General features: G+C 63.6%; 15 protein-coding genes. 9 read left to right on the top strand and 6 right to left on the bottom strand.

The window, feature by feature from the left end; genetic code table 11:
• Positions 1-175: 175 nt before the first annotated feature.
• Positions 176-673, top strand: coding sequence for a MarR family winged helix-turn-helix transcriptional regulator (locus tag ACJRPG_RS15370; protein WP_408000964.1), 498 nt, complete (start codon positions 176-178; stop codon positions 671-673).
• Positions 674-677: 4 nt separating this feature from the next.
• Here the strand turns inward: ACJRPG_RS15370 and ACJRPG_RS15365 are convergent, their stop codons facing one another.
• The 3 genes from ACJRPG_RS15365 to ACJRPG_RS15355 all read right to left on the bottom strand — a co-directional run bounded on the left by ACJRPG_RS15365 (position 678) and on the right by ACJRPG_RS15355 (position 7282).
• A complete protein-coding gene (locus ACJRPG_RS15365) occupies positions 678-1712 on the bottom strand; it encodes a LacI family DNA-binding transcriptional regulator (protein ID WP_408000963.1) in 1035 nt (344 codons plus the stop codon).
• 189 nt (positions 1713-1901) lie between these two features.
• A complete protein-coding gene (locus ACJRPG_RS15360) occupies positions 1902-4976 on the bottom strand; it encodes a TonB-dependent receptor (protein WP_408000962.1) in 3075 nt (1024 codons plus the stop codon).
• A 155-nt stretch (positions 4977-5131) separates the two neighbouring features.
• Positions 5132-7282: an alpha-glucuronidase family glycosyl hydrolase gene (locus ACJRPG_RS15355; RefSeq protein ID WP_408000961.1), complete on the bottom strand. Its 2151-nt coding sequence runs from the start codon at positions 7280-7282 to the stop codon at positions 5132-5134.
• Between the two features lie 128 nt (positions 7283-7410).
• Between ACJRPG_RS15355 and ACJRPG_RS15350 the strand changes: the two genes are divergently transcribed.
• Both ACJRPG_RS15350 and ACJRPG_RS15345 read left to right on the top strand, forming a co-directional pair.
• On the top strand, positions 7411-9768 hold the full coding sequence (locus tag ACJRPG_RS15350; RefSeq protein WP_408000960.1) for a glycoside hydrolase family 3 N-terminal domain-containing protein: 2358 nt from the start codon (positions 7411-7413) through the stop codon (positions 9766-9768).
• Positions 9765-10889 (top strand): endo-1,4-beta-xylanase, encoded by a 1125-nt coding sequence (locus ACJRPG_RS15345; RefSeq protein ID WP_408000959.1) that lies wholly within the window; start codon positions 9765-9767, stop codon positions 10887-10889. The genes ACJRPG_RS15350 and ACJRPG_RS15345 overlap by 4 nt, the downstream gene beginning before the upstream one ends.
• Before the next feature lies 1 nt (position 10890).
• Here the strand turns inward: ACJRPG_RS15345 and ACJRPG_RS15340 are convergent, their stop codons facing one another.
• From ACJRPG_RS15340 to ACJRPG_RS15330, 3 genes are read right to left on the bottom strand one after another with little or no spacing between them, the layout of a single operon-like run.
• Positions 10891-13746, bottom strand: a complete 2856-nt coding sequence (locus tag ACJRPG_RS15340) for a glycosyl hydrolase 115 family protein (RefSeq protein WP_408000958.1) — start codon at positions 13744-13746, stop codon at positions 10891-10893.
• Positions 13746-15326 (bottom strand): glycoside hydrolase family 43 protein, encoded by a 1581-nt coding sequence (locus ACJRPG_RS15335; RefSeq protein WP_408000957.1) that lies wholly within the window; start codon positions 15324-15326, stop codon positions 13746-13748. The genes ACJRPG_RS15340 and ACJRPG_RS15335 overlap by 1 nt, the downstream gene beginning before the upstream one ends.
• Positions 15323-16540: an SGNH/GDSL hydrolase family protein gene (locus tag ACJRPG_RS15330; protein ID WP_408000956.1), complete on the bottom strand. Its 1218-nt coding sequence runs from the start codon at positions 16538-16540 to the stop codon at positions 15323-15325. Before ACJRPG_RS15330 ends, ACJRPG_RS15335 begins: the two co-directional genes overlap by 4 nt.
• 92 nt (positions 16541-16632) lie before the next feature.
• Between ACJRPG_RS15330 and ACJRPG_RS15325 the strand changes: the two genes are divergently transcribed.
• The 6 genes from ACJRPG_RS15325 (at position 16633) to xylF (ending at position 23767) form a co-directional block, all read left to right on the top strand.
• On the top strand, positions 16633-18030 hold the full coding sequence (locus ACJRPG_RS15325) for an enolase C-terminal domain-like protein (protein ID WP_408000955.1): 1398 nt from the start codon (positions 16633-16635) through the stop codon (positions 18028-18030).
• A 30-nt stretch (positions 18031-18060) separates the two neighbouring features.
• Complete coding sequence (locus ACJRPG_RS15320; protein ID WP_408000954.1) at positions 18061-19260, top strand: fumarylacetoacetate hydrolase family protein; 1200 nt, start codon at positions 18061-18063, stop codon at positions 19258-19260.
• A 23-nt stretch (positions 19261-19283) separates the two neighbouring features.
• Positions 19284-20051 carry a D-xylose 1-dehydrogenase gene (gene xylB / locus ACJRPG_RS15315; RefSeq protein ID WP_408001090.1) on the top strand — a complete coding sequence of 256 codons (768 nt, stop codon included), beginning with the start codon at positions 19284-19286 and terminating at the stop codon, positions 20049-20051.
• Positions 20048-20932: an SMP-30/gluconolactonase/LRE family protein gene (locus ACJRPG_RS15310; protein ID WP_408000953.1), complete on the top strand. Its 885-nt coding sequence runs from the start codon at positions 20048-20050 to the stop codon at positions 20930-20932. Before xylB ends, ACJRPG_RS15310 begins: the two co-directional genes overlap by 4 nt.
• Positions 20929-22698, top strand: coding sequence for an IlvD/Edd family dehydratase (locus ACJRPG_RS15305; RefSeq protein WP_408000952.1), 1770 nt, complete (start codon positions 20929-20931; stop codon positions 22696-22698). Before ACJRPG_RS15310 ends, ACJRPG_RS15305 begins: the two co-directional genes overlap by 4 nt.
• Before the next feature lie 64 nt (positions 22699-22762).
• Positions 22763-23767, top strand: coding sequence for a D-xylose ABC transporter substrate-binding protein (gene xylF, locus ACJRPG_RS15300; protein ID WP_408000951.1), 1005 nt, complete (start codon positions 22763-22765; stop codon positions 23765-23767).
• Positions 23768-23776: the final 9 nt, after the last annotated feature.

Genomic DNA, 23776 nt, shown 5'->3' with positions numbered 1-23776 from the left:
AGTGGTATATGCAAGTTTCAGGCCAGCAATACCCGCCGATTTCGTGGCGTATTCGCACCACAGCAGTGCCGTCCGCACCCAAAATGAGCATTCTTGGGTGAAAAAAGGATTTACCAAAGGACAACGAATAGTACAATCCTACTTTTGAGATATCTCTTTTCATACAGGAGTGTGTATGAGCAGTTTTGATGCGACGAACAAGCGTTTAAAAAATATCAGTTCCCGCATGCCGGCCTTCCCCGAAGACCAGATCCGCCTGCTGCGCATGACGCACCACGTACAAAAAAGAGTGAAAGACCTGGCCAACGCCGTACTGCGCAAGTACGAGCTGGTAGAGGCCAGCTATATGGTGCTGGCCGTGCTGTATGGCTCGGATAATGAGACCTCCACCGCGTCCGCACTGGGCGAAGCCTGCATGGAGAAGCCGGCCAACCTCACGCGCGTGTGCAACGATCTGGAAGCGCAGGGCCTGATCTCGCGCGGCAACCGCCCGGGCGACCGCCGCTGCGTGATGATTTCACTGACCGACAGCGGCCGCTCGCTGATTCAGCAGGTGATGCCGGAAGTGTGGGCGCGCACCACGCGCGCCTATGAGGATTTTTCATCGGACGAGATCCGCGCGCAGGAAGCCCTGTTCGCGCGCCAGCTGGAGAATCTCGAAAACGTCAGCTGAGGCGTCAGGGCCGCGCGATCTTGGTCGGCGGCCGCATGCGCGGCGCCGCATCCGACTGGCGCCGGATCAGCGAGAATTCCATCAGGCTGTGCTGCGGCGATTCCGGGGCGCCATCGCGCTTGGCGCGAATCTGGCGCACCAGGAACTGCACGCCCGTTTCCGCCATCGTGGCAATCGGCTGGCGCACGGTCGTCAGTTCCGGCCAGATCGTTGTTGCCAGCGCCGTATCGTCGAAGCCGGCCACCGTGAGGTCGCCGGGCACATCGAGGCCCAGGCGGTGCGCAATCGCCACCACCGCGGCCGCCATATCGTCGTTGCTGGCGAAAACAGCCGTCGGACGCTGCTCCATGCCCAGCAGGTGCTCCGCCGCGTCCAGGCCTGAGCGGTAGGTGAACAGGCCCTGTACCGTCAGCTCGCTGGACGCATCCGCGCCGCGTTCCGCAATCGCCGCCTTGTAGCCGGCGAGGCGGCGCGCACTGGCCGTCTGGTTGGGATGGCCGATGACGAAACCGATGCGGTGGTGGCCCAGCGAAATCAGGTGGCTGGTCATGGCATAGGCGGCCTGGTAGTCGTCGATGCTGACAGCGCCCACACGCTTGTCCGGCTGGCCGCAGGCCACCACCACGCAGGGCGTATCCGCTTTGGCGATCTGGTCGATCAGGCCGGGCGTATCGCATAGCGGCGGCGGCAGGATAATGCCGTCCACGCCGTTGGCGATGAGGCGGCGGGTCTGCTCTTCCCAGTCCTGGCCGGGTTCGCACTTCTCCACCACCAGCTGCACATTGTGCAGGCTGGCCTGGTTCAGCAGGCCCACAAGGAATTCGCTCAGGTAGCCCGCGGAGGGATTACTGTAAAGGAAACCGATACGGATGGGACGCGAGCCGGCGAGGCGGCGCGCAGCCTGGTTCGGTACATAGTTCAGTGCGGCCACGGCCTCGTCGACCTTGCGCCGCGTGCTGAGGCGCACATTGGGGTCGCCATTCATCACACGCGACACCGTCATCGGCGATACGCCGGCCAGTTTGGCCACGTCGGACATGGTAGGCGCGCCGCTCTTTGGCTCCGGGCCCGTATCCGCTTTTTTTGCTTTTGTTCTTGTCATCTGCCTGCCATCTGCATGGTTATTGTTGTCGGATTGGACTTTACCATAGAGACAGCCGGCAGGTGCAAGCATGTTATAACATGCCCGCCCCTGCCGGCTGCGTTTTTACCACTACTTCTGCTGTAATCAGAACTTGCCGCGCAGTCCCAGCGAATAGGTACGGCCCGGGTTGTACTGCGTGAAGGTGGCGTTCGAGAACTGGAAGTAGTTACGCTGCTTCTCGTTCGTGACGTTGACCACATCGAAGGTCAGCGTCGGCCAGCCGTCCTTGTCGAACACACGCTCAAGATCGATGCTCGAGGACAGGTCGGCCTGCTTGTACGAATCCACATACAGCGCCGCCAGCGGAATGCCGTTCTGGTTGGTGCCGGAAACCTGGCTGCCTTCCGAATAGGTGTGCGACAGGCGGATCATGTAGCCGTCACGCTCGTAGTACACCGTGGCGTTGTTGGTGATGCGCGGCACGCCCAGCGCCACGAAGCCTGCCGTACCTTCGCCCGAGGCCTTCTGGTGGGTGTAGGTGATGTTGTCGCTGAAGCCGAAGCCCTTGACCGGCAGCCATTTGTCCAGCGGCTGCACCCAGCCAAGTTCGAGGCCGGTGATCTTCAGTTCACCCGCGGCGTTGCGGGGACGGGTAAGCACGACGGTTGCCGAGCCCGGGCCGCCGCGAGCATTGATCGCGTCCTTCTGCGCCTGAGTCAATGCATCGTAGGTCACGCCATACACCGCCAGATCGCTGAATGGCGTGGTGACGTTCTCGTTCACCGTGAAGCCGTTGATCTTCTTGCTGAACGCAGTGATGCTCATATAGCCTTCACGTCCGGTATACCATTCCAGGCCGAGATCCAGGTTGTCCGACAGGTAGGGCGCGAGCGAGGAGTTCCCCACCGTGCCCACGTCGGCGGACGGCGAGCTGAAATTAATGCCGGGACGCAGTGCATTTGGATCGGCGCGCGTCATCGTGCGCGAAGCGGAAGCGCGTGCTATCAGGTCTTTCGTCAGGTTCAGGGCCATGCTGCCGGATGGCAGCGTGTTGTTATAGGTGGTGTCCTGGTAGAAGAAGTTGGCGACGTTCGGATATTTGCTGCCATTCAGCGGCAAGGAAGCATTGCGCGGATCCGGCAGCGAGATATAGCCGCCCACCGTTTGCTCAGTGCGAACATAGCGTACGCCGACGTTATAGCGCAGTTGATGGTCCATTGGATTGGCGACGCCATTCGCTTCGAGGTAAATCGAACGGCTCTTCTCACCGATGGAACCTGCGCTGGCGCCAGTATTGGAGGAGCCTACATCCGGAGCGCTCGCCACGAAGGCATCATATTGCGAATCCTTGCGGAACCTGTCCCAGTCCACGGTGACGAAACCTGGACCCGGACGCAGGTAGCTTGCCATCGCTGCGTTAGGAATCAGGGAGCCGCGGTAGACCAGCTGATCGGTGCGTCCGGCGGTATAGCCGGTGCCGAAGCCCGGGTACAGCGCGGCGGCGCTGCCCTGCGTATTAGCGCCGTCGCATGGCGGCGAGCCGTTCGGACCTTGCAGGAAGACACTCGGATTATTGCCGCAGACCGCCGCCTGCCACGCGCTGGTGTTGTCGCGTGCGCGGATATCGCGGGAGATTTCGTCCACCGCCACGCCGCCCTTCAGGCTGAACGCTTTGTCGCCCCAGGTCAGGTTGGTGCGGAAGCCCTTGGTTTCGGTGTTACGCAGCTCCATCTGCTGATTCACGCGGCCGCCGGTGACCCAGCCGAAATTCTTCGGATCGTTCAGATCAAGATTGGAGGTGATCGATGGGATAGTCCCATCGTTCTTGAACGTCACCGTGGTGCCGTTGCCGAGCGGGGAAACCGGACCGACGGTCGGGGATTCGCGTGTGAACTTGCTGCGCGTAAGGTTGGCCTGCGCATCAACCGTCCACTTGTCGGACAGCTTCCATTCCATGCCCGGATTCACGCCCCACAAGGTCGCCTTCTCCATATAAGGGCGGAACTCAAGGAAGTACTGCGCATTGGCGAAGGTGCCGCCGGTAGCGGTACAACCGTTCGAGCAATCGGTCTTGTCGACGGTCATGTTCAGCGGGATCATGGAGCCGTTACGGCCGATCCAGTTCATGTCCACGCGTTCCAGGTCGTTGTCCTTCTTGCTGTACAGGGTGTCCAGGTAGAAGTTGAGCGACTTGCTCGGACGGTATTCGAAGCTGAAGATGCCGGTGTATTTGTCCTTCTTGCCCGATTCGTCCATATTGCGGCCGAGGCGCGGAATGATGGCATTGTCGATCTGCTGGATGGTGAGGCCGGGATTATGCGCCAGCAGGAAGGCCTGGTCGATCACGGTGCCGGGCACCAGGCCATTGCCTGCATTGGCGGGCACGGTAGCGGGGATGGTCCAGTTGCCGCCGCCCGTGTTGTTGCGGTTGGCGGCAGGGTTCTGCGCGGCCGACAGGTTGGCATTGGTCCAGCCGATCGTCTCGAAGCCGGTAGTGCGCACCTTCGTATTGGCCCATGCAAAGCCGCCCAGCACGCCCCAGTCGCCGAAGGTCTGGCTGGCCAGGATGGAGCCGCGGTTGCTCGGCTTCTTCGCGATGCTGTTTTCCATGCCGGTGAGGCTGTAGGCGATGTGGCGGCCTTCGTTGTCGAACGGGCGCGCGCTGCGCATGTCCACCACGCCGGCGGCGCCGCCTTCCAGCATGCCGGCGGTCGGGCTCTTGCTGACGGTGAGCTTGCGGAACAGGTCCGTCGGCAGCATGTCCAGGTCCACCTCGCGGTTGGTGTTCTGGTTGTCGGTACGGCCAGTGGATGCCACGGCGACCGGTGCGCCGTTCAGCAGGATCTTGGTGAAGCTGGTGCCCAGGCCGCGGATCTGGATGTTCAGGCCTTCGCCCGTGATCTCGCGGCTGATCTGGATGCCGGGAATGCGGTTCAGGGACTCGGCGATATTCGTATCGGGGAATTTGCCCAGGTCTTCCGCGAACACGGAGTCCTGGAAGCCGATGGCTTCGCGTTTGTCGCGGGCCGAGGTTTCAAGGCTGCCGCGGTAGCCGGTAATCTGCACGACGGTTGAGGGGGCAGCTGCGGGGGCCGGCGCTGCAGTCTGTGCGTCCTGCGCGTAAGCCTGGGAGATCAGCGTAGCCATCGCGCTCAATCCCAGCAAAACATGGCGGCGCGCGGACGCGTGCCGACCGGACTTCTGGTCACTCTTCTTCATTGTCGTCTCCATTATTGTCATTTGTACTACTGCGATGCGGTGAGTCTGGCGCTTTTTAACACTTTGTACCAAAATTTGGTACCGCAACCATTTCAGTGTATGCCGCGTTAGCAAGCTTGTCAAACACGCTTTTTTACGTTGTGGCTATCCGGTAACTATCCACGTCCCGGCGCGTATGGGAAGTGCAGGGATTTGTAGTAGTCGAGGGTGCGCGCGGGGGCTTTCACTCCTTGCGGCAGCGCTTTACCGGACACGGACTGGAAGTAGGCGATGCACGCGTCGCGCCACCACTGGGCCTCCTTGACCTGCACATCGAGCAGGTTTGCAGTGTCTTCATGGCGGCGTGCGTCGATGAAGGGCTTGAGCTTTTCCCAGCGTGCGCGGAGGTCTTTGGCCTCCCCTACTCCCTGGTCGTAATGCGCAATCATTTCGGCCCACAGTGTGCGCCCGGATGGCATGGCGTAGTCCCATGGCAGGTGATGGAACCACAGCAGGTATTTCGCCGGCGTGGTGCGCGGGTCCGCATACTGGCGGGCGATCGGCGCCGCATACTGGGCCAGGGCATCGCTGCCCGTGGCGGTGCGGTCGAAGCCTACACCTTGCCTGTCGGCCTTGTGATAATAGACCGGATTCCAGTCCGGGCGGCCGAGGCTATCCACCCATGGCGCCGGGCCGTGGTGGTGGCCGGTGCCCATCAGGTGATGCAGGCCGATCGGCGTCATGTAGTTCACCACCGCCTCGCGCGACAGCATCATCATGTCCACCACAGGGCCGGTCACGCGCGGATCCGGCGTGAAGGTTTGCGCCGCCCATTCGCGCGCCAGTTCGCGCGCGGAAGCCTGCGGGTCCCAGGCCAGGCGGCCGTAGGCATACCAGTTGGCCTGGTCGAAATGGGAGCCGCTCCAGTTGCGCTCACTGCCGATATTCGCCACGCCTGCCATGCCGGTCAGGCGCTGGCCATGGTCCTTGTCTTCCAGTACCTGCGCCACGGTGAAGCCGCCCGGTTTCTGCTGCGTGTCCTCGCGCAGCGTTTCCTCATACATGGCGCCGAGATAGGCCATGTGGGTGGAGAAGCCCAGGTACTCTTTCGTGATCTGGAATTCCATCATCAGCGGCGTCTTCGGCATGGCGCCGAACAGTGGGTGGAAAGGCTCGCGCGGCTGGAAGTCGATGGCGCCGTTCTTCACCTGCACCATCACGTTCGGCAGGAAGGTACCGTCCAGCGGCTTGAACTCGTCATAAGCCTGGCGCGCACGGTCCACCGGTTTCTCATGGGCGTAGACAAAGGCACGCCACATCACAATGCCCTTGTACGGCGCGACCGCGCGCGCCAGCATATTCGCGCCATCGGCGTGGCTGCGGTGATAGTCCTGCGGCCCAGGCTGGCCTTCCGAATTCGCCTTCACCAGGAAGCCGCCGAAGTCTGGAATGGCGCGGTAGATTTCATCCGCCTTTCTGGTCCACCATTCGGCCACTTCAGGCGCCAGCGGGTCGGCGGTCTTCGTCTCCTTCAGCTCCAGGGGAGTGGACCAGCGCGCAGACAGATAAACCTTGATGCCGTATGGGCGCAGCACATCGGCCACGGCGGCGGCTTTCGCAATCCATGGCGCGGTGAGGATCTCAGGCTTCGAATTGACGTTATTCAGGACCGTGCCGTTAATGCCGAGCGAAGCGTTGGCGCGTGCATAGTCGGTATAGCGGCGGTCGCGGATATCGGGCAGGCGCCACCAGTCCCAGATGGATTCGCCCGCATAGCCGCGTTCCACCGTGCGGTCCAGGTTATCCCAGTGGTTCAGCAGGCGAAGCTGCAGCTTCGGCGCGGAACTTGTGTTGAGCGCGTCGAGCTTTGCGCCGGTGCCCACCGCGCGCAGCAGGGCGAAGGCGCCATACAGCAGGCCCTTGTCGCTATTTGCCGCGATCACGGTGAGCTTCTTGCCCTGCACTACGGTGCTGCGCAGCTGGTAGCCCTCGCTGCCCAGCGCTTCCAGGCCCTTCGCCAGTTCAGGCATCGATGCCGGCGTCGCCAGCACAATGGCGCCGTTGCGCAGCTGGGTGTCCGCTGCCGGGACCTTGCCCAGCATGCCGCCGAAGCCGCGCTGAAGCTCGCTGATGGCCGCCTGCGCCGTTGGCGAAGCCGTGCCGCTATACACAAGGGCGGTGGCGCGCGGCTGCAGCGCGGATTGCGCAGCCTTGTCGAGTGGACGATAGCGCATCCACAGCTCGTAACCGTCTTCCTCTACGGCGCCGGCAACCGCCGCCGTCACCAACAGCACCATGGCCGCAAGGGCTCTTCCGATGATCCTCATCGTGTCTCCGTTTTTGATTTTGGTAGCGCAACCGTTTGCACTCACACGAATGTTAGCGTAACCTTCCGGCGTGTGCCACAAAAGTTTGCACACAATTCTTACATGGCCTGAAGGCCGGGGGAGACAGGATGGTTCACACAGGACGGCGCAAGCTGCTGCAGTCGCTCGCAGGGCTCGGCGCCAGCGCTCTCGCGCCGGTACGGGCGCTTGGAACGGTACTGGGCGAAGCGACGCTGCCGTACCGTAACCCTGCCCTGCCGGTGGAGAAACGGGTCGCCGACCTGCTGTCGCGCATGACGCTCGACGAAAAAATCAGCCAGATGATTGCCCTGTGGAGCACCAAGGCCGATATCATGGTCCAGGGCGGCGCGGACTTCTCGCCTGAAAAGGCAGGCAAGGCCTATCCGCACGGCTTCGGCCAGGTCACCCGCCCTTCCGACCGCAAGGGTGCGCCTGCAATACAGGGCCAGCGCTGGCGCGGCAGCGAAGATACGGTGCGCTTCATCAATGACATTCAGCGTTGGGCAGTCACCAACACAAGGCTCGGCATACCGGTGCTATTCCACGAAGAGACGCTGCACGGCTACATGGCGCCGGGCGCCACCTGCTTCCCTTCCGCGCTGGCCCTTGCGGGCAGCTTCGATACGCAGCTCGTGCATGATGTAAACAGCGTGATCGCACGCGAGATGCGCGCGCATGGGGCGCATCTCGCGCTGTCTCCGGTAGTGGATATTGCGCGCGATCCGCGCTGGGGCCGTATCGAAGAGACCTTTGGCGAAGACCCTTTCCTGTGCGCCGAAATGGGCGTGGCCTCGGTGCGCGGCCTCCAGGGCGATGGCCGCGTGCTCGGCCCCGGCAAGGTGTTCGCCACCCTGAAACATATGACGGGGCATGGCCAGCCGGAGTCCGGCACCAACGTGGGCCCGGCGCCAATTGCCGAGCGCGAGCTGCGCGAGAACTTCTTCCCGCCTTTCCGCGCCCTGGTCGAACGCACCGGCATCAGCGCCGTCATGCCCTCTTATAACGAGATTGACGGCGTGCCGTCCCACGTGAACCGCTGGCTGCTGGAAGACGTACTGCGCCGCGAATGGAAGTTCGACGGCGTGGTCGTCAGCGACTATAACGCGGTGGAGCAGTTGCAATCGCTGCACCATGTGGTGCCCGACTTCCCGGCTGCCGCAGTGCGCGCGGTCGAAGCAGGCGTGGACAGCGAACTGCCGGACGGCACGGCTTTCCGCAGCCTGCCAGCGCTGGTCCGCGCCGGCGCCGTGCCGCTGGCGGCCATCGACCGTGCCTGCGCGCGCATGCTGTCGCTCAAGTTCCGCGCCGGGCTGTTCGAGAACCCCTACGGCGACGCCGCGGCAGCCATGGCGCTCACTGGCAATGCCGAGGCACGCGCCCTCGCCCTGCGCTCGGCGGAACGCTCGATCTGCCTGCTGAAGAACGACGGCGTGCTGCCGCTGCAGCCGGGCGCGCACCGCCGCGTCGCCGTCATCGGCCCGAATGCCGCGATTGCACGGCTGGGAGGCTATTCCAGCGAACCACGCAACCCGGTATCGCTGCTGGAAGGCGTGAAGGCGCGCCTTGCCGGCACGGCGGAAGTGCTGCACGCGCAGGGCGTATTCATCACACAAAGCGAAGACCGCAGCGCAGACGAGGTGCTGCTGGGCGACCCGGCCCGCAACCATGAACTGATAGGCGAGGCGGTAGCGCTGGCGAACACCTGCGACATCATCCTGCTCGCCATCGGCGACACGGAACAGACCAGCCGTGAAGCCTTTGCGAAGAACCACCTGGGCGACCGCATCGGGCTGGACCTGCTCGGAGAGCAGAATGCCCTGATGGATGCGCTGCATGCGCTCGGCAAGCCGGTAGTGGTACTGGCCATCAACGGCAGGCCGCCCAGCTATCCGAACGTGGTGGAAAAAGCGAATGCGCTGCTCGAATGCTGGTATATGGGGCAGGAAGGCGGCACCGCCATGGCCAAAGCACTCTTTGGCGATATCAATCCGGGCGCGAAGCTGGCCGTCAGTGTGCTGCGCGACGCGACGCAGATTCCGCTGTACTACTATGCCAAGCCGTCCATGCGCCACGGCGATCCGCTGTTCCCCTTTGGGTTCGGCCTGAGCTACACCAGTTTCGAGACCGGAACGCCCCGCCTGTCGGCGGCGCGCATTGGCCGTGACGGCAAGGTCACAGTGAATGTCGAGGTCCGCAATACAGGATCGCGCGCCGGCGACGAGGTCGTCCAGCTCTATATCCATGGCCTCGATGGCTCCGTTACGCGGCCTGTGAAGCAGTTGCGCGGCTTCGAGCGCGTATACCTGAAGGCAGGCGAGCGGCGCACGGTGCGCTTCCGCCTCGACGCCGCAGCTTTCAAGCGCTGGTCCGCGGCCATGCGCGAAATCGTAGAACCCGGCCGCTACGACATCATGACCGGCCCCAACTCCCGTGACCTCAAGTCCACACGCCTGGAAATACTATGACCATTACACGACGCGACACATTGAAAATACTCGGCGCAGGCCTGCTTCCCCTGCAAGCCCTGCATGCCGCTGAAGGTGCAGAGCCGCTGAAAGCCATCGCACAGCGCAAGGGCCTGCGCTTCGGGAATGCCATGGGTACCGGCAAGGGAAGGTTCGAGGATCCGGCCTACCGTGCCCTCATGGCCCGCGAGTGCAACATCATCGTGGCCGAAAATGAAACCAAGTGGCCGCAGATCGAGCCCGCCGAGGGCAAGATGAATTTCGGGCCCGCCGATGAGATGTTCGCCTGGGCGAAGTCGAACGGCATGGCGATCCGCGGCCACACGCTGATCTGGCAGGAGCCGAAATGGCTGCCGGACTGGGTGAACTCATACAAGTTCGGCGCCCAGGGCGGGAAGGCGGCAGAAGCCCTGCTGAAGAAGCACATCAACTCGGTGTGCAGCCACTTCGGCAAGGACATCATCAGCTACGACGTGGTCAACGAAGCCATTGACCGCAAGACCGGCGAATACCATGCGAACGTGCTCTCCGAACGGCTGGGCGGCACGGCATCGGAGATCGAACTCGCCTTCCGGCTCGCGCATGAAGCCGCGCCCCATGCGCAGCTGGTCTATAACGACTTCATGCACTGGAACGCGGAGAATGCGAAACACCGCGCAGGCGTGCTGCGCCTGCTGCACGAGTTGAAAAAGCGCGGCGCCCCGATCCATGCGCTGGGTATCCAGAGCCACATCGGCGGCTGGGAAGACTCGGCCAACAAGCCGGCCGTGGTGCGCGAGTGGCGCAAGTTCCTGGACGAAGTGACCGGCATGGGCCTGGACCTGCTGATCACGGAATTCGATGTCAACGACAAGCAGTTCCCCGCCGACCTGGCGCAGCGCGATGCAGGCGTGGCCGCGCTGACGAAAGAATATCTGGATGTGACGCTCAGCTATCCGCAGGTGAAGGACTTCCTGCTGTGGGGCATGGCCGACCACCTGAGCTGGCTGCAGGGCCTGAGAGACGCTTCGCGCAAGGACGGCCTGCAGATGCGCTGCGCACCGTTTGACGAGAAATTCCAGGCCAAGCCGATGCGCCAGGCAATCGCCGACTCGCTGCGGGCCATGCCGCAGCGAGCCTGATTCAAGGCAAACGCGGGCTTTCCGGCGGTCCGAGGTAGCTCGGCCGCTGGCCGCCTGCATCCACCACCAGTTTCTGCACCACGAGGCCTGCATCCAGGGCCCAGAACTTCAATACATGCCTGCCCGGCTTCGCAACGGTATGTTCAGTCGTGAACTGCGCGGCGCCATCGGACACCATGCGTTCCCAGGCCTTCAGCGACGCATCCGCATGCACGTTCACGATCTGCGGCGCCTCGTCATCAACCGATACCGCGTAGCGCAGGCCCTGCCCCGGCTGGAACTTCAGCGTAGGCGCCAGCGTGATGCCGACCTTCACCTTGCCGCTGCTGGCCATATGCATATCGTATTCAAGGCGCATGCCATCCGCGGTGCTCAATGCCGGCGCCAGCACCGGCTGCGCCGCAACGCCGGAAAGCGTGCGGCCGTGGCCTGGAATGGTGAGCCATGAACGGCCAACGGGCGATACCGCGCGGGTGAAATGCCCGGCTTCCATCGCCACCACGCCATCCGTTTCCACGAAGCCCGGCGTTGACGGCAAATCCGCCTTCACCACCGGCACCTGCACCTTCACTTCGCCAGCTGGTCCCGTGATCGTCACCGTGGCAGTATGGCTGCCTGTGGGAACATCACTCCAGCGCGCGTCGACCTGCAAGCGCTCGCCGCGTGCGACATTGCCGCTGGTTTTGCTGAGCACAAGCCACGGCTCGCTTGCCTTTGCCGTGAAGCGGAAAGGCTGCTCGCCACGGTTGAATACCTGCACGAACTGGGGCGCCGCAGCAGCGTTGTTGAGCGAAGGCGTTTTCAATGCATCGCCACCGGGACCGGGCCATACGTTCTCGCTGCCTTCCACCGCTACCCCCATATCGCCCGCGCGCGGCACCTGGATCTCGCTCACGGCAGGCATCACATTGCGCGGCGGCTGGTTCCAGTAGGTATAACCGAGGTGGGCCTGCGACATCATATGGTTCCATTTGCCGCCGTTCATTTCGTGATACTGGCGGGTCAGCTCCGCGTCCTGGCGGAACAGTTCACGGGCGCGCGCCGCGAGGTCGTTGGCCGAAGTCCGGCCCTGCTTCGCATACAGGCGGTTCAGGCCTGCCGTCACATACAGCTCGTTGACGATGGCGCCGGCCTTTACCGGATGCAGCACCAGCTGGAAGAACGCGTCGCGCTGGTTCTTCGGCAGGTCTGCCGAGATCTTTTCGGCGCGGACGGCAAGTTCCTTGTAGTCGGCCACGATGCGTTCCGCTTCGCGGTAGTTGGCCAGGCTGTAGGTTTCCGGTTCCAGCTGTTCGGGCTTGCGGCGGCCGTTGTAGCGGGTGTACTTGTCCACGATGTCGGCAATATCGGCCGCATGCTTCGCGCCGAACTCGCGCTGAGCCCACTGCTGCAGGTAGGCAGGCAGCCGCCCGGCAGGCCACTTTTCCGGGTTCCACGCATAGCTCAAAAAGAACTCGATCGGCACTTCCATCGGCTTCAGGTCGCCCACGTTGACGATCCACATGCGCGTGGCCTCATACTTCCATGCCAGGTGCATCTGTTCCCAGATCTTCGGGATCGGCGTGACGTTCAGCCATTTATAGGAACGCGGGCCGCCGACGTAATCGAAGTGGTAATAGACGCCCGCACCGCCCGGCCGCTTGCGCTCCTCGGCAGTCGGCAGGCGGCGGATATTGCCCCAGTTGTCGTCGCACCACAGCAGCAGCACGTCGTCCGGCACCCGCATGCCCTTCTCGTAGTAATCCTGCACTTCCTTGTACAGTGCCCATGCCTGCGGCACCTGGCTGATATCTGGCCTGATCTCCTGCGCAATCATCTCGCGCTGGTCGCGCACGATACGCTGCAGCAGCGCTACGTTCGATTCTTCCGACATCGGCTCATCGCCGTCGCCGCGCATGCCCAGCGTGATGATCTTCTCGTAGTCCTTCGTCGCACGCAGTCCGCCGCGCCAGAAGTCCCTGAGCACTTCTTCGTTGCGCTGGTAATCCCATGGCCCCTTGCCATAGCGCTGCCATTCCTTGTGAGCGCGCATCATGGGCTCATGGTGCGAGGTGCCCATGACGATGCCGTATTCGTCCGCCAGTTTGCCGTTGAGGGGATCGTCATCGAAGAAGGCCGCGTCCCACATCGCGGGCCACAGGTAGTTGCCGCGCAGGCGAAGGATCAGCTCGAAGACCTTTTCGTAGAAGCCGTGCTTGTAGCCGCCGTAGCGCTGCTTTACCCAGCCGGTGAGCGCGGGCGCCTCGTCATTGAGAAAAATGCCGCGGTACTGCACCACCGGCGCGTCGCTGAGCGCCCGAGGCACGCTGACGGCAATCGCCGCATGGCGCTGCGGCGGCACATCGGCCCACCAGTGCCATGGCGACACGCCGATCTGCTCGGACAGCTCATACATGCCGTAGATCGTGCCGCGCTTGTCGCTGCCAGCAATGACCAGCGCGCGCGATACGCCCGGCGCCGGATCGGCGACGGTCTGCATGGTCCAGCCTTCCCATTTGCCGCGGATAGCCGCCACATCGATTTTCCCCGCCGCCGCCAGCTTGTCAATCAGTGCGCTCTTTCCCAGCGTGCCGATAATGACTGCTTCCCTGCCGGACGGCGAGCCGAATTTCAGCGCCGGAGACGCGTTGCTGACACGCTTGATATCGTCCTGCAGGTCGCGCGCCGCTCGAATCACACCGGGCCAGTCCTGCTGGTCAAGGTACAGCGTTGCAGCCTTGCCGCCGGCGGCCAGCTGCACTGCATCCGGTACGCGTTCAAAACGCACGACGGTCTTGTTGCCAAGGGCCCGGGCAGGCACCGCCACCAGCCACACCGCGAGCGCGGCGGCGGCCAGCTTCATCAAGCTCTTCGTCATTACTTGTCTCCGGGCGCCTCGTAGTCGAACCACGCAAAGTCCGCTGGCGCCATATTGTTCTCACCTGCCGCATACATGCCGACGAACACGCCGGTAAAGCCGCCCGCACTTTCAGACGACAGTGCACGCGTCGGCAGCGTTCCGACCGCTTTCATCGCGCCCTTGCCGGCCGCATAGGAAAACTCGTAGCGGTCGGGGAAAGCTTCCACCTGCAGGCGCACCGGCCCTGCCGGCAGCGGCGCGCTGGCCGCGATGCTGGTCTTGCCTTTCACCCGTTGCAGCAGCTCGATGCGGCGCCGGGCCACGCCCGTAACACGCAAGGCATAGTGATTCTCTTCGTTCTGGCGCAGCACAAGGCCGGCCGCCTGCTGCTCGCCGGCGGGTGTGAACTCGAGCTGAGTTGCTGCCCGCATGCGCAGGTGCTGCTGCCGGCGTGCGACAAAGGCCGGCGATGCGATGTCTTCCAGCGTTTCCGCAGAACCTTTCAGCCGCAGGTAGCCGGGACGTTCGCTGAGCGTCCATTGGCCTTCCGCGCCATCGCGCAGATGCGTCCAGTGCAGGGCAAGTTTGCCCTTGTTGAAGTCCGTGCGCACCGGTTCCGCGGGCCACGGCGCCTGCTTCGGCAGGCCGTCCACGGTCATCGTTGTACCGAGCGGCTTGTTGCCGTTGACGACCGGCCAGCCCTGCGCGTTCCAGCTGACGGGGGCGAGCAGGGTTTCGCGGCCAATATGATGCTGGCGCTCGTGCGGCCGGATGCCGAGCAATACCATCCACCAGCTTCCATTATCGGCCTGTACCAGGTCGCCATGGCCGGTGGCCTGCAAAGGCAGCTCGGGATGGTTGCGGTGCGTGAGGATGGGATTTCCGCTGTAGGCCTCGAACGGCCCCCACGGGGAGCTGGAACGGGCGACGGTAATCGAATGCTCGTAGGAGGTGCCGCCTTCCGAGATCATCAGGTAGTACATGCCCTCATGCTTGTACAGGTGCGGACCTTCCGGCCATACGCCGCCGGTACCTGGCCAGATCAGCCGCGCCTCGCCCAGCAGCTTGCCGGTCTTCATATCGAGTTCTGCCTGGTAGACGCCGCCCCGCTCGCCGCCGCCATGCCGGGTGTAATACACCTTGCCGTCGTCATCGAAGAGCAGCGAGGGGTCCATGCCGAATGTGGCTTCCTTCAGCCATACCGGTTCCGACCACTCCCCGGCCGGGTCTTTCGTGTGCACGTAGAAATTGCCGCCGTTCTCGATATTGGTCGTGATGAGGTAGAAGCTGCCTTCATGGCAGCGCAGCGTGGGCGCAAAAATGCCGCGCGAAGCGCGCTGCCCTTTGAGCGGCAGCTGGCTTTCCCGCGTCAGCGCATGGCCGATCTGGCGCCAGTGCACCAGGTCGCGGCTATGGAAGATGGGAACGCCGGGGAAGTATTCGAAACTGCTGGTGGCGAGATAGTAATCCTTGCCGACGCGGCATACGCTCGGATCGGCGTGGAAGCCGGGCACCACGGGATTTTTATACGTTACCGGCGCGGCCGCGGCCACGGATACCGCCATTGCCAGCGCAATGGAGCCGACCAGGCGCTTCATTGTGCCACCCCGCACTGGCTCAGGGCCTTCAGGGGAACGGCGTCCGCCAGGGCGCGGTATCCCGCGCCGGACGGGTGCAGTCCATCGAGGTCGAATTCCTTCCGCATATGGTCCGGCCGTGACGGGTCGCGCAGCGCGGCATCGAAGTCCGCTACCGCGTCGAACACGCCGGAGCTGCGTATCCATTCGTTCAGTTGCTGCCGGTCCGCCTCATTGGCGGCGGCGGGCTTGTAATAGTCGCTGCCGCTGTAAGGGGTGAGCGTGGCCCCGATGACGCAGATGCCATGCAGGTGCGCACGCTCAACGATCTGGCGGTGGGCCACTTTCAGATCTTCCAGCAGCTTCGCGCGCGCCTCGGGCGTATCCTTCCCTGCACGGCGCTGGGTGCCGAAATCGTTCACCCCGATCAGCACAATGGCGTGCGACACGCCGGCGCGGCCGACCACGTCGCGTTCGAAACGTGCCGCGAGGTTGAATCCCAGGCCGTCGCGCAGCATGCGGCCGCCGCCGATGCCTGCGTTGACCACGCCCATAGGCTGTCCGGCGCGGGCCAGCCGCTCCGCCAGGAAGTCGGGCCAGCGCGTGCTGGTATCGGTGGTCACGCCATAGCCGTCCGTAATCGAATCGCCGATGACGGAAACAGCTTTCTGCCTGCGCGGCGCCTGTACCTCGATATCCGACAGGGCATACCAGTGCACTACCTTGTCCGCGTCCGGCCATGCCGCATCCAGTACGCGGTTGCCCTTGCCGACGAAACTGGTTGCGCGCGATCCGGGGTGGCTGGTCTGGCGTCCCGGCGCATCCTTGAAATACATGGTGACGGCGAGATCACTGCCCGCCTTCTGCTCGAAATCGACCGCGTCGCTGTAATACTCGGCGCCGGCCGGGATCATGACGCTATCGTGGCCGCCAAAGGTGAGGCGCTTCACGTTCTTCACGTCCGCCTGGCCCAGGGCCACGGCGCGGGCGATGCTGGCGCCCTGCAGCTCCAGCGGCTCGGTGCCGAAGGCATTGCTGATGCGCACGCGCAGGCGTTTGCCGCCCAGCGAGGTATGCACGATCTGGCGCAGGCTGCTGTCCCGCCAGTGCTCGGCCGGCAGCTCATTATTCGGTTCCGGCACCATCTGTGCGGCCCCCCAGGCGGCAACCCAATGCCATTGCTCCCCCGGCTTTTTCGGACCGGCCGCTGTGGCCGGATTCAGGCAAAAAATCATGCCGGTGACACAAATGCACATCAGACGCCGAACTGCTTGCATAAAGCCCTCACACGATGTTATGGTAGCGCTATTCATTTTAGGTGAAGTAGATGGTACAAGCAACAAAAACGGAGACAAACGGAAGCCCTGTCATCACTGAGATGCAGGTCATTCCGGTAGCGGGTTTCGACAGCATGCTGTTCAACCTGTGCGGCGCACACGCGCCTTACTTCACCCGCACGCTCGTACTGCTGAAAGACAGCGCTGGCCACACCGGCATCGGCGAAGTGCCGGGCGGCGCAGGCATCCAGAAGGCGCTCGAGAATTCCATCCCGCGCGTGGTCGGGACGCAGATCGGCCGCTTCAACCGCACGCTGAACGCCATCCGCGAAGGCATCGCGGGCAAAGGCGCGAGCGGCATGCAGCACCAGGTGACTTCCGCAGCGGAAGCGGCGGTGCTGAAACAGCCCCACGAAATCAACCTGCGGCTTGAGAATGTGGTGACGGCCGTGGAAGCCGCCCTGCTCGACCTGCTGGGACAGCACCTGAACGTGCCCGTCTGCGAGCTGCTGGGCTCCGGGCAGCAGCGCGACCGCGTGCCGATGCTGGCCTACCTGTTCTATATCGGCGACCGTAGCCGCACCGGCCTGCCCTACCTGGCGGGCAGCGGCGCCGGCGACGACTGGTACCACATGCGCCACCAGGAAGCCGTGACGGCTGCCTCCATTGTGGCGCAGGCTGAAGCGACGGTAGCGAAGTACGGCTTCCGCGACTTCAAACTGAAGGGCGGCGTGATGCGCGGCGAGGAAGAGATGGAAGCTGTCGCCGGCATCAAGGCCCGTTTCCCCGAATCGCGCGTAACGCTGGACCCGAACGGCGCCTGGTCGCTGGACGAAGCGGTTCGCCTGTGCCGCGGCCAGGGCCACGTGCTGGCCTATGCCGAAGATCCCTGCGGCCCGGAGAACGGCTATTCCGGCCGCGAGATCATGGCGGAATTCCGCCGTGCGACCGGCATTCCTACCGCAACCAATATGGTGGCAACCGACTGGCGCCAGATGGCGCACTCGCACTTGCTGGGCGCCGTCGATATTCCGCTGGCCGACCCGCACTTCTGGACCATGCAGGGCTCCGTGCGCCTGGCGCAGCTGTGCCAGGAATGGGGCATGACCTGGGGCTCGCATTCGAACAACCACTTCGACGTGTCGCTGGCCATGTTCACGCACGCCGCCGCCGCGGCGCCGGGCAATATCACCGCCATCGACACGCACTGGATCTGGCAGGAAGGCCAGGAGCGCCTGACGCGCGACCCGCTGCGGATCGTCGGCGGCGAAGTGGCCGTGCCGGACCGTCCGGGCCTCGGCATCGAGCCGGATATGGACCGCATCAATGCGGCGCATGAATTGTTCAAGAAAGTCGGCACTGGCGCACGCGACGACGCCATGGCCATGCAGTACCTGATTCCGGGCTGGACCTATTCGCCCAAGCTGCCAAGCCTTGGCCGCAGCTGAAATATCAATAACGAGAAACTGGAGACAGCTATGAAGCTTGCGTCAGCAGTGCCGCAATTACCGTCCGATCTGCAGGACGCTCTCCTCGTCGGCCGCGTGTGGCGGAGCGGCGAAATCAATGGTCCCTGCGTGGTGGCCGTCCGCAATGGCGAAGTAATCGACATTACGCCGCACGTCAGCACAATGGCCGACCTGCTGGAACGCGATGACCTGCTCAGCGTGGCCCGTTCGGCGCCCGGCGAGCATCTCGGTTCCGTGCAGCAGCTGCTGGAAGCGGCGCTGCAGCCCGAGTCCATGCGCCCCCGCCTGCTGGCGCCCTGCGACCTGCAGGCCATCAAGGCCTGCGGCGTGACCTTCGCCGTCAGCCTGCTGGAACGCGTGATCGAGGAACAGGCCGGCGGCGACGCCGCACGCGCTGACACGCTGCGCAAATCGCTGCTGGAATCCATCGGTTCCGACCTGTCCAGCATCAAGCCCGGCTCGCCGGAAGCGGAGAAGCTGAAGCAGGCCTTCATCGCCCGCGGCGCATGGTCGCAATATATGGAAGTAGGCATCGGCCCTTACGCCGAAGTGTTCTCGAAATCGCAGCCGATGTCGGCGGTCGGTTTCGGCGCCGACGTGGGCCTGCACCCGGATTCGAAGTGGAACAACCCTGAACCTGAGATCGTGCTGGCTGTTACCAGCCAGCGCAAGGTGGTGGGCGCGGCCCTCGGCAACGACGTGAACCTGCGCGACATCGAAGGCCGCAGCGCCCTCCTGCTGGGCAAGGCGAAGGACAATAACGGCTCCTGCTCGATCGGCCCCTTCATCCGCCTGTTCGACGACAAGTTCACGCTTGATACGGTACGCGATGCGGAAGTGCGCATGAAGATCGAAGGCGCCGACGACGGCTTCGTGCTGGACGGCGAAAGCAAAATGCGCCAGATCAGCCGCGACCCGCTCGACCTGGTGGCCCAGACCAGCGGCCCCCACCACCAGTATCCGGACGGTTTCATGCTCTTCCTGGGCACCATGTTCTCGCCTATCAAGGACCGCGATGCGGCGGGCGGCGGTTTCACCCATCACCTGGGCGACCGCGTCACCATCAGCACGCCGGCACTGGGTTCCCTGATTAATCATGTTCAGCGCAGCGACCAGATCGCACCGTGGACTTTTGGCGTTCGCGCCCTGTATCGCAACCTCGCGCGGCGCGGCCTGTCCGGCGCGGGGATTTCAACTGGAGGTAACTGAAGATGGCTGGCGAAAGAAAACCGTTGGTGTATGCCACCTACCCGAATCTGGATGACAAGCGTGTCGTCATCACGGGTGGCGGCACCGGCATTGGTGCAGCCATTGTCGACGCCTTCGTCAAGCAGGGATCGAAGGTCATCTTCCTCGATATCGCTGACGAAGCATCGCTCGCGCTGGAAAAGAGCCTGAGCGGCGCAAAGCATCCGCCGAAGTATATCCATTGCGACCTGACCGACCTGACGGCCGTGGGTGAAGTGTTTGCGCAGATCGAGAACGATTACGGCCCTGCCGAAATCCTGATCAACAATGCCGCGAACGACAACCGCCACAACGTGAAGGACGTTACGCCGCAATACTGGGACGACAGCCTGGCGGTTAACCTGCGCCACCAGTTCTTCTGCGCCCAGGCCGTAGCGCCGGGCATGAAGGCGAATGGCGGCGGCGTGATCCTGAACTTCGGTTCGATTTCCTGGCACCTCGCACTGGGGAACCTCAGCCTGTACATGACCGCCAAGGCGGCCATCGAAGGCCTGACCCGGGGACTGGCGCGCGACCTGGGCGCCGAAGGCATCCGCGTCAACTGCATCATTCCAGGCTCCGTGAAGACCGAGCGCCAGATGAAGCTGTGGCACTCGCCGGAAGACGAAGCAGCGATCCTCGCGGCCCAGTGCCTGCACGAGCGCGTGGAACCGGAAGACGTGGCGGCGCTGACGCTGTTCCTCGCCTCCGACAACGCGGCGCGCTGCTCCGGCCGCGATTACTTCGTTGACGCAGGCTGGTACGGATCATGAGCACCGCCGTGCCGCAGTGCATCTGGGCCCTGGGCGCGAAACTGGGTGAAGGCCCGGTATGGCATCCCGGTGAGAACATGCTGTACTTCGTCGACATCAAGGGGCTGCAGCTGCACCGTTGCGCCGAAGATGGCAGTGCGCGCCAGAGCTGGCAAATGCCGGCCGAAACCGGCTTTGCCCTGCCGATGGCGGACGGCGGCATGGTGTGCGGCATGCCGGGCAAACTGATGCGCTTCGACCCGAAGACCGGCGCCTTCACGCTGCTGCGCGAGCTGGAAACTTCCCTGCCCGGCAACCGCATGAACGACGGCTACGTGGGCCCCGACCGCAGCCTGTGGTTCGGCTCCATGGACAATGCCGAAACGGCGGCCAGCGGCTCGCTGTACCGCCTGCGCAGCAATGGCGAGCTGCAGGCGCTGGACCACGGCTACGTGATCACCAACGGCCCCGCCACCAGCCCTGACGGGCGCACCTTCTACCATACCGACACGCTGAAGAAAGAGGTTTACGCCTTCGACCTGGCGGAAGACGGCACGCTGTCGCGCAAGCGCGTGTTTGCCCGCATCGAGGGCAGCGGCTATCCGGATGGCACCGCCGTGGATGCGTCAGGCTATGTGTGGGTCGCCCTGTTCGGCGGCGCGCGCGTGGAACGCTACGCACCGGACGGCAAACTGGAAGGCGCCCTGGCCTTCCCATGCCCTAATATAACGAAAATCGCCTTCGGCGGGCCTGACCTGCGCACTGCCTTCGCCACCACCGCATGGAAAGGCATGAGCGATGAGGACCGCCGCAAGTATCCGCTGGCGGGCGGCTTGTTTTCATTCCGCGTCGCGGCCCCCGGCCAGGCGCAGCACTCATTTACTCTGCAGGCTCAGACATGACAAAGCGCCGCTACCGTTCGCAGGAATGGTTCGACAATCCCGACTTCATCGACATGACCGCGCTCTATCTCGAGCGCTTCATGAATTACGGGATTACGCCCGAAGAACTGCGTTCGGGCAAACCGATTATCGGCATCGCCCAATCGGGCAGCGATATCAGCCCTTGCAACCGCATTCACCTGGAACTGGCGAAGCGCGTGCGCGACGGCATCCGCGATGCGGGAGGCATTCCGATGGAGTTCCCGCTGCACCCCATCTTCGAGAACTGCCGCCGCCCCACGGCAGCCATCGACCGCAACCTGGCCTATATGGGCCTGGTGGAGATCCTGCATGGCTACCCGATCGACGCCGTGGTGCTCACCACCGGCTGCGACAAGACTACGCCTGCGCAGCTGATGGCCGCTTCCACCGTCGACATTCCCGCCATCGTGCTGTCCGGCGGCCCGATGCTGGACGGCTGGCTGGATGGCGAACTGGTTGGCTCCGGCACCGCCATCTGGAAGGCGCGCCGCCAGCTGGCAGCCGAAGAAATCGACAACGAGAAGTTCCTGCAGATCGCCACCGCGTCCGCGCCTTCCTCCGGTCACTGCAACACCATGGGCACCGCATCGACCATGAACGCCATGGCCGAAGCGCTCGGCATGTCGCTTACCGGCTGCTCCGCAATTCCCGCGCCTTACCGCGAACGCGGCCAGATGGCTTACGCCACCGGCCGCCGCATCGTTGAGCTGTGCGAACAGGACATCCGCCCTTCCTCCATCCTGACGCGCGAGGCCTTCCTGGACGCCATCGTGGTCAACGCCGCCATCGGCGGCTCCACCAACGCCCAGCAGCACATCGTCGCCATGGCGCGCCATGCCGGTGTGGAGCTGCGTTCGGAAGACTGGATGGAATACGGCCATGACGTGCCGTTGCTGCTGAACATGCAGCCTTCCGGCAAATACCTCGGCGAGCGCTTCCACCGCGCCGGCGGCGTGCCGGCCGTGATGTGGGAGCTGGAGCAGGCAGGCAAGCTGCGCTCCAACCGTCCTACCGTCACCGGCCAGACGATGGCGGAAAACCTGAAAGGCCGCGAAACCGTGGACCGCGAGATGATCTGGCCGTTCAGCGCACCGCTGAAGGAGCAGGCGGGCTTCATGGTCCTGAAAGGCAACCTGTTCAACTTCGCCATCATGAAGACTTCCGTCATTTCGGAAGAGTTCCGCCAGCGCTACCTGTCGCGGCCGGGCCATGAGAACGTGTTCGAATGCCGCGCCATCGTGTTCGACGGCTCGGGCGACTACCACGACCGCATCAACGATCCTTCCCTGAACATCGACGAGAACTGCATCCTCGTCATCCGCGGTTCCGGCCCGATCGGCTGGCCGGGTTCCGCCGAGGTGGTGAACATGCAGCCGCCGGATGCGCTGATCAAGCGCGGCATCAACGCCCTGCCGACGCTGGGCGACGGCCGCCAGTCCGGCACTTCCGCCAGCCCGTCCATCCTGAACGCCTCGCCGGAAAGCGCGGTCGGCGGCGGCCTCGCTTACATCCGCACCGGCGACACCATCCGCATCGACCTGAATACCGGCAGCTGCAATATGGTGGTGAGCGACGAAGAGCTGGCAAAGCGCAAGGCAGAGGGTATTCCGGCCTTCCCTGCCAGCCAGACGCCGTGGCAGGAACTTTACCGCTCCACCGTCGGCCAGATGGAGTTCGGGGCGTGCATGGAATTGGCTGTAGAGTATCGGGGGGTTGGACACAACATTCCACGGCATAACCACTGATGCCTTAACCACAGAATACTGGCTGCCTCCACGTAGACGGCGGCCCAAATCTTAGGAGACAATGATGAACAAGAAGTTGAAAGTGGCAATCCTGGGCGCGCTGTTCGCCATGACCAGCGGCGCGGCGATGGCGGATGCAAAGAATCCGAAAATCGGCTTTTCCATCGACGACCTGCGCCTGGAGCGCTGGACCCGCGACCGCGACTACTTCACGGCAGCCGCCGAGAAGCTGGGCGCCAAAGTCTATGTGCAGTCGGCGGATGCGAGCGAGCAGCGCCAGATCTCCCAGATCGAAAACCTGATCTCGCGCGGCGTGGACGTGCTGGTGATCGTTCCCTACAACGCCACGGTGCTGAACAACGCCGTGCGCGAAGCGAAGAAGGCCAAGATCAAGGTCGTGTCCTATGACCGCCTGATCCTCAATTCCGACATCGACGCCTATATCTCCTTCGACAACGAGAAAGTGGGCGAGATGCAGGCGCAGGCCGTGGTCGCCGCCAAACCGAAGGGCAATTACTACCTGCTGGGCGGCGCGCCGACCGACAACAACGCCAAGATGCTGCGCGAAGGCCAGATGAAGGTGCTGCAGCCGCTGGTGGACAAAGGCGATATCAAGGTCGTCGGCAAGCAGTGGGTGAAGGACTGGAGCCCATCCGAAGCCCTGGCCATCATCGAGAACGCGCTGACCGCGAACGGCAACAAAATCGACGCCATCGTCGCCTCCAACGACGCCACCGCCGGCGGCGCCATCCAGGCGCTGACCGCGCAGAAGCTGCAGGGCAAGGTGCCGGTCTCCGGCCAGGATGCCGACCTCGCCGCCGTAAAGCGCGTTATCGCGGGCACCCAGACCGTTACCGTGTACAAGCCGCTGAAGGTACTGGCAGCCGAAGCGGCCAAACTGTCCGTGCAGCTGGTGCGCAACGAGAAGCCGGGCTTTAACGCTTCCTACAACAACGGCTTCAAGAAGGTCGACACGCTGCTGCTGAAACCAACGCCTCTGACCAAGGCAAACGTCAACCTGGTGGTGGACGACGGCTTCTACACGAAAGCGCAACTCTCCGCTAACTGAACGCGAATG

This window comes from Pseudoduganella rhizocola (assembly GCF_045984285.3).
Lineage (GTDB): Bacteria > Pseudomonadota > Gammaproteobacteria > Burkholderiales > Burkholderiaceae_D > Rugamonas.
The sequence above is the reverse complement of the archived record's forward strand: the minus strand, read 5'-3'. Positions and strand labels throughout refer to the sequence as shown.

What these genes read in the sequence shown, in the direction of transcription:
- ACJRPG_RS15310 (WP_408000953.1), top strand. Translation starts at nt 20,048, where the DNA reads ATGAGCACCGCCGTGCCGCAGTGCATCTGGGCCCTGGGCGCGAAACTG.
- ACJRPG_RS15330 (WP_408000956.1), bottom strand. Translation starts at nt 16,540, where the DNA reads ATGATTTTTTGCCTGAATCCGGCCACAGCGGCCGGTCCGAAAAAGCCG.
- ACJRPG_RS15350 (WP_408000960.1), top strand. Translation starts at nt 7,411, where the DNA reads ATGGTTCACACAGGACGGCGCAAGCTGCTGCAGTCGCTCGCAGGGCTC.
- ACJRPG_RS15365 (WP_408000963.1), bottom strand. Translation starts at nt 1,712, where the DNA reads ATGTCCGACGTGGCCAAACTGGCCGGCGTATCGCCGATGACGGTGTCG.
- xylF (WP_408000951.1), top strand. Translation starts at nt 22,763, where the DNA reads ATGAACAAGAAGTTGAAAGTGGCAATCCTGGGCGCGCTGTTCGCCATG.
- ACJRPG_RS15340 (WP_408000958.1), bottom strand. Translation starts at nt 13,746, where the DNA reads ATGACGAAGAGCTTGATGAAGCTGGCCGCCGCCGCGCTCGCGGTGTGG.
- ACJRPG_RS15360 (WP_408000962.1), bottom strand. Translation starts at nt 4,976, where the DNA reads ATGAAGAAGAGTGACCAGAAGTCCGGTCGGCACGCGTCCGCGCGCCGC.
- ACJRPG_RS15335 (WP_408000957.1), bottom strand. Translation starts at nt 15,326, where the DNA reads ATGAAGCGCCTGGTCGGCTCCATTGCGCTGGCAATGGCGGTATCCGTG.
- ACJRPG_RS15370 (WP_408000964.1), top strand. Translation starts at nt 176, where the DNA reads ATGAGCAGTTTTGATGCGACGAACAAGCGTTTAAAAAATATCAGTTCC.
- ACJRPG_RS15345 (WP_408000959.1), top strand. Translation starts at nt 9,765, where the DNA reads ATGACCATTACACGACGCGACACATTGAAAATACTCGGCGCAGGCCTG.
- ACJRPG_RS15320 (WP_408000954.1), top strand. Translation starts at nt 18,061, where the DNA reads ATGAAGCTTGCGTCAGCAGTGCCGCAATTACCGTCCGATCTGCAGGAC.
- ACJRPG_RS15355 (WP_408000961.1), bottom strand. Translation starts at nt 7,282, where the DNA reads ATGAGGATCATCGGAAGAGCCCTTGCGGCCATGGTGCTGTTGGTGACG.
- ACJRPG_RS15305 (WP_408000952.1), top strand. Translation starts at nt 20,929, where the DNA reads ATGACAAAGCGCCGCTACCGTTCGCAGGAATGGTTCGACAATCCCGAC.
- ACJRPG_RS15325 (WP_408000955.1), top strand. Translation starts at nt 16,633, where the DNA reads ATGGTACAAGCAACAAAAACGGAGACAAACGGAAGCCCTGTCATCACT.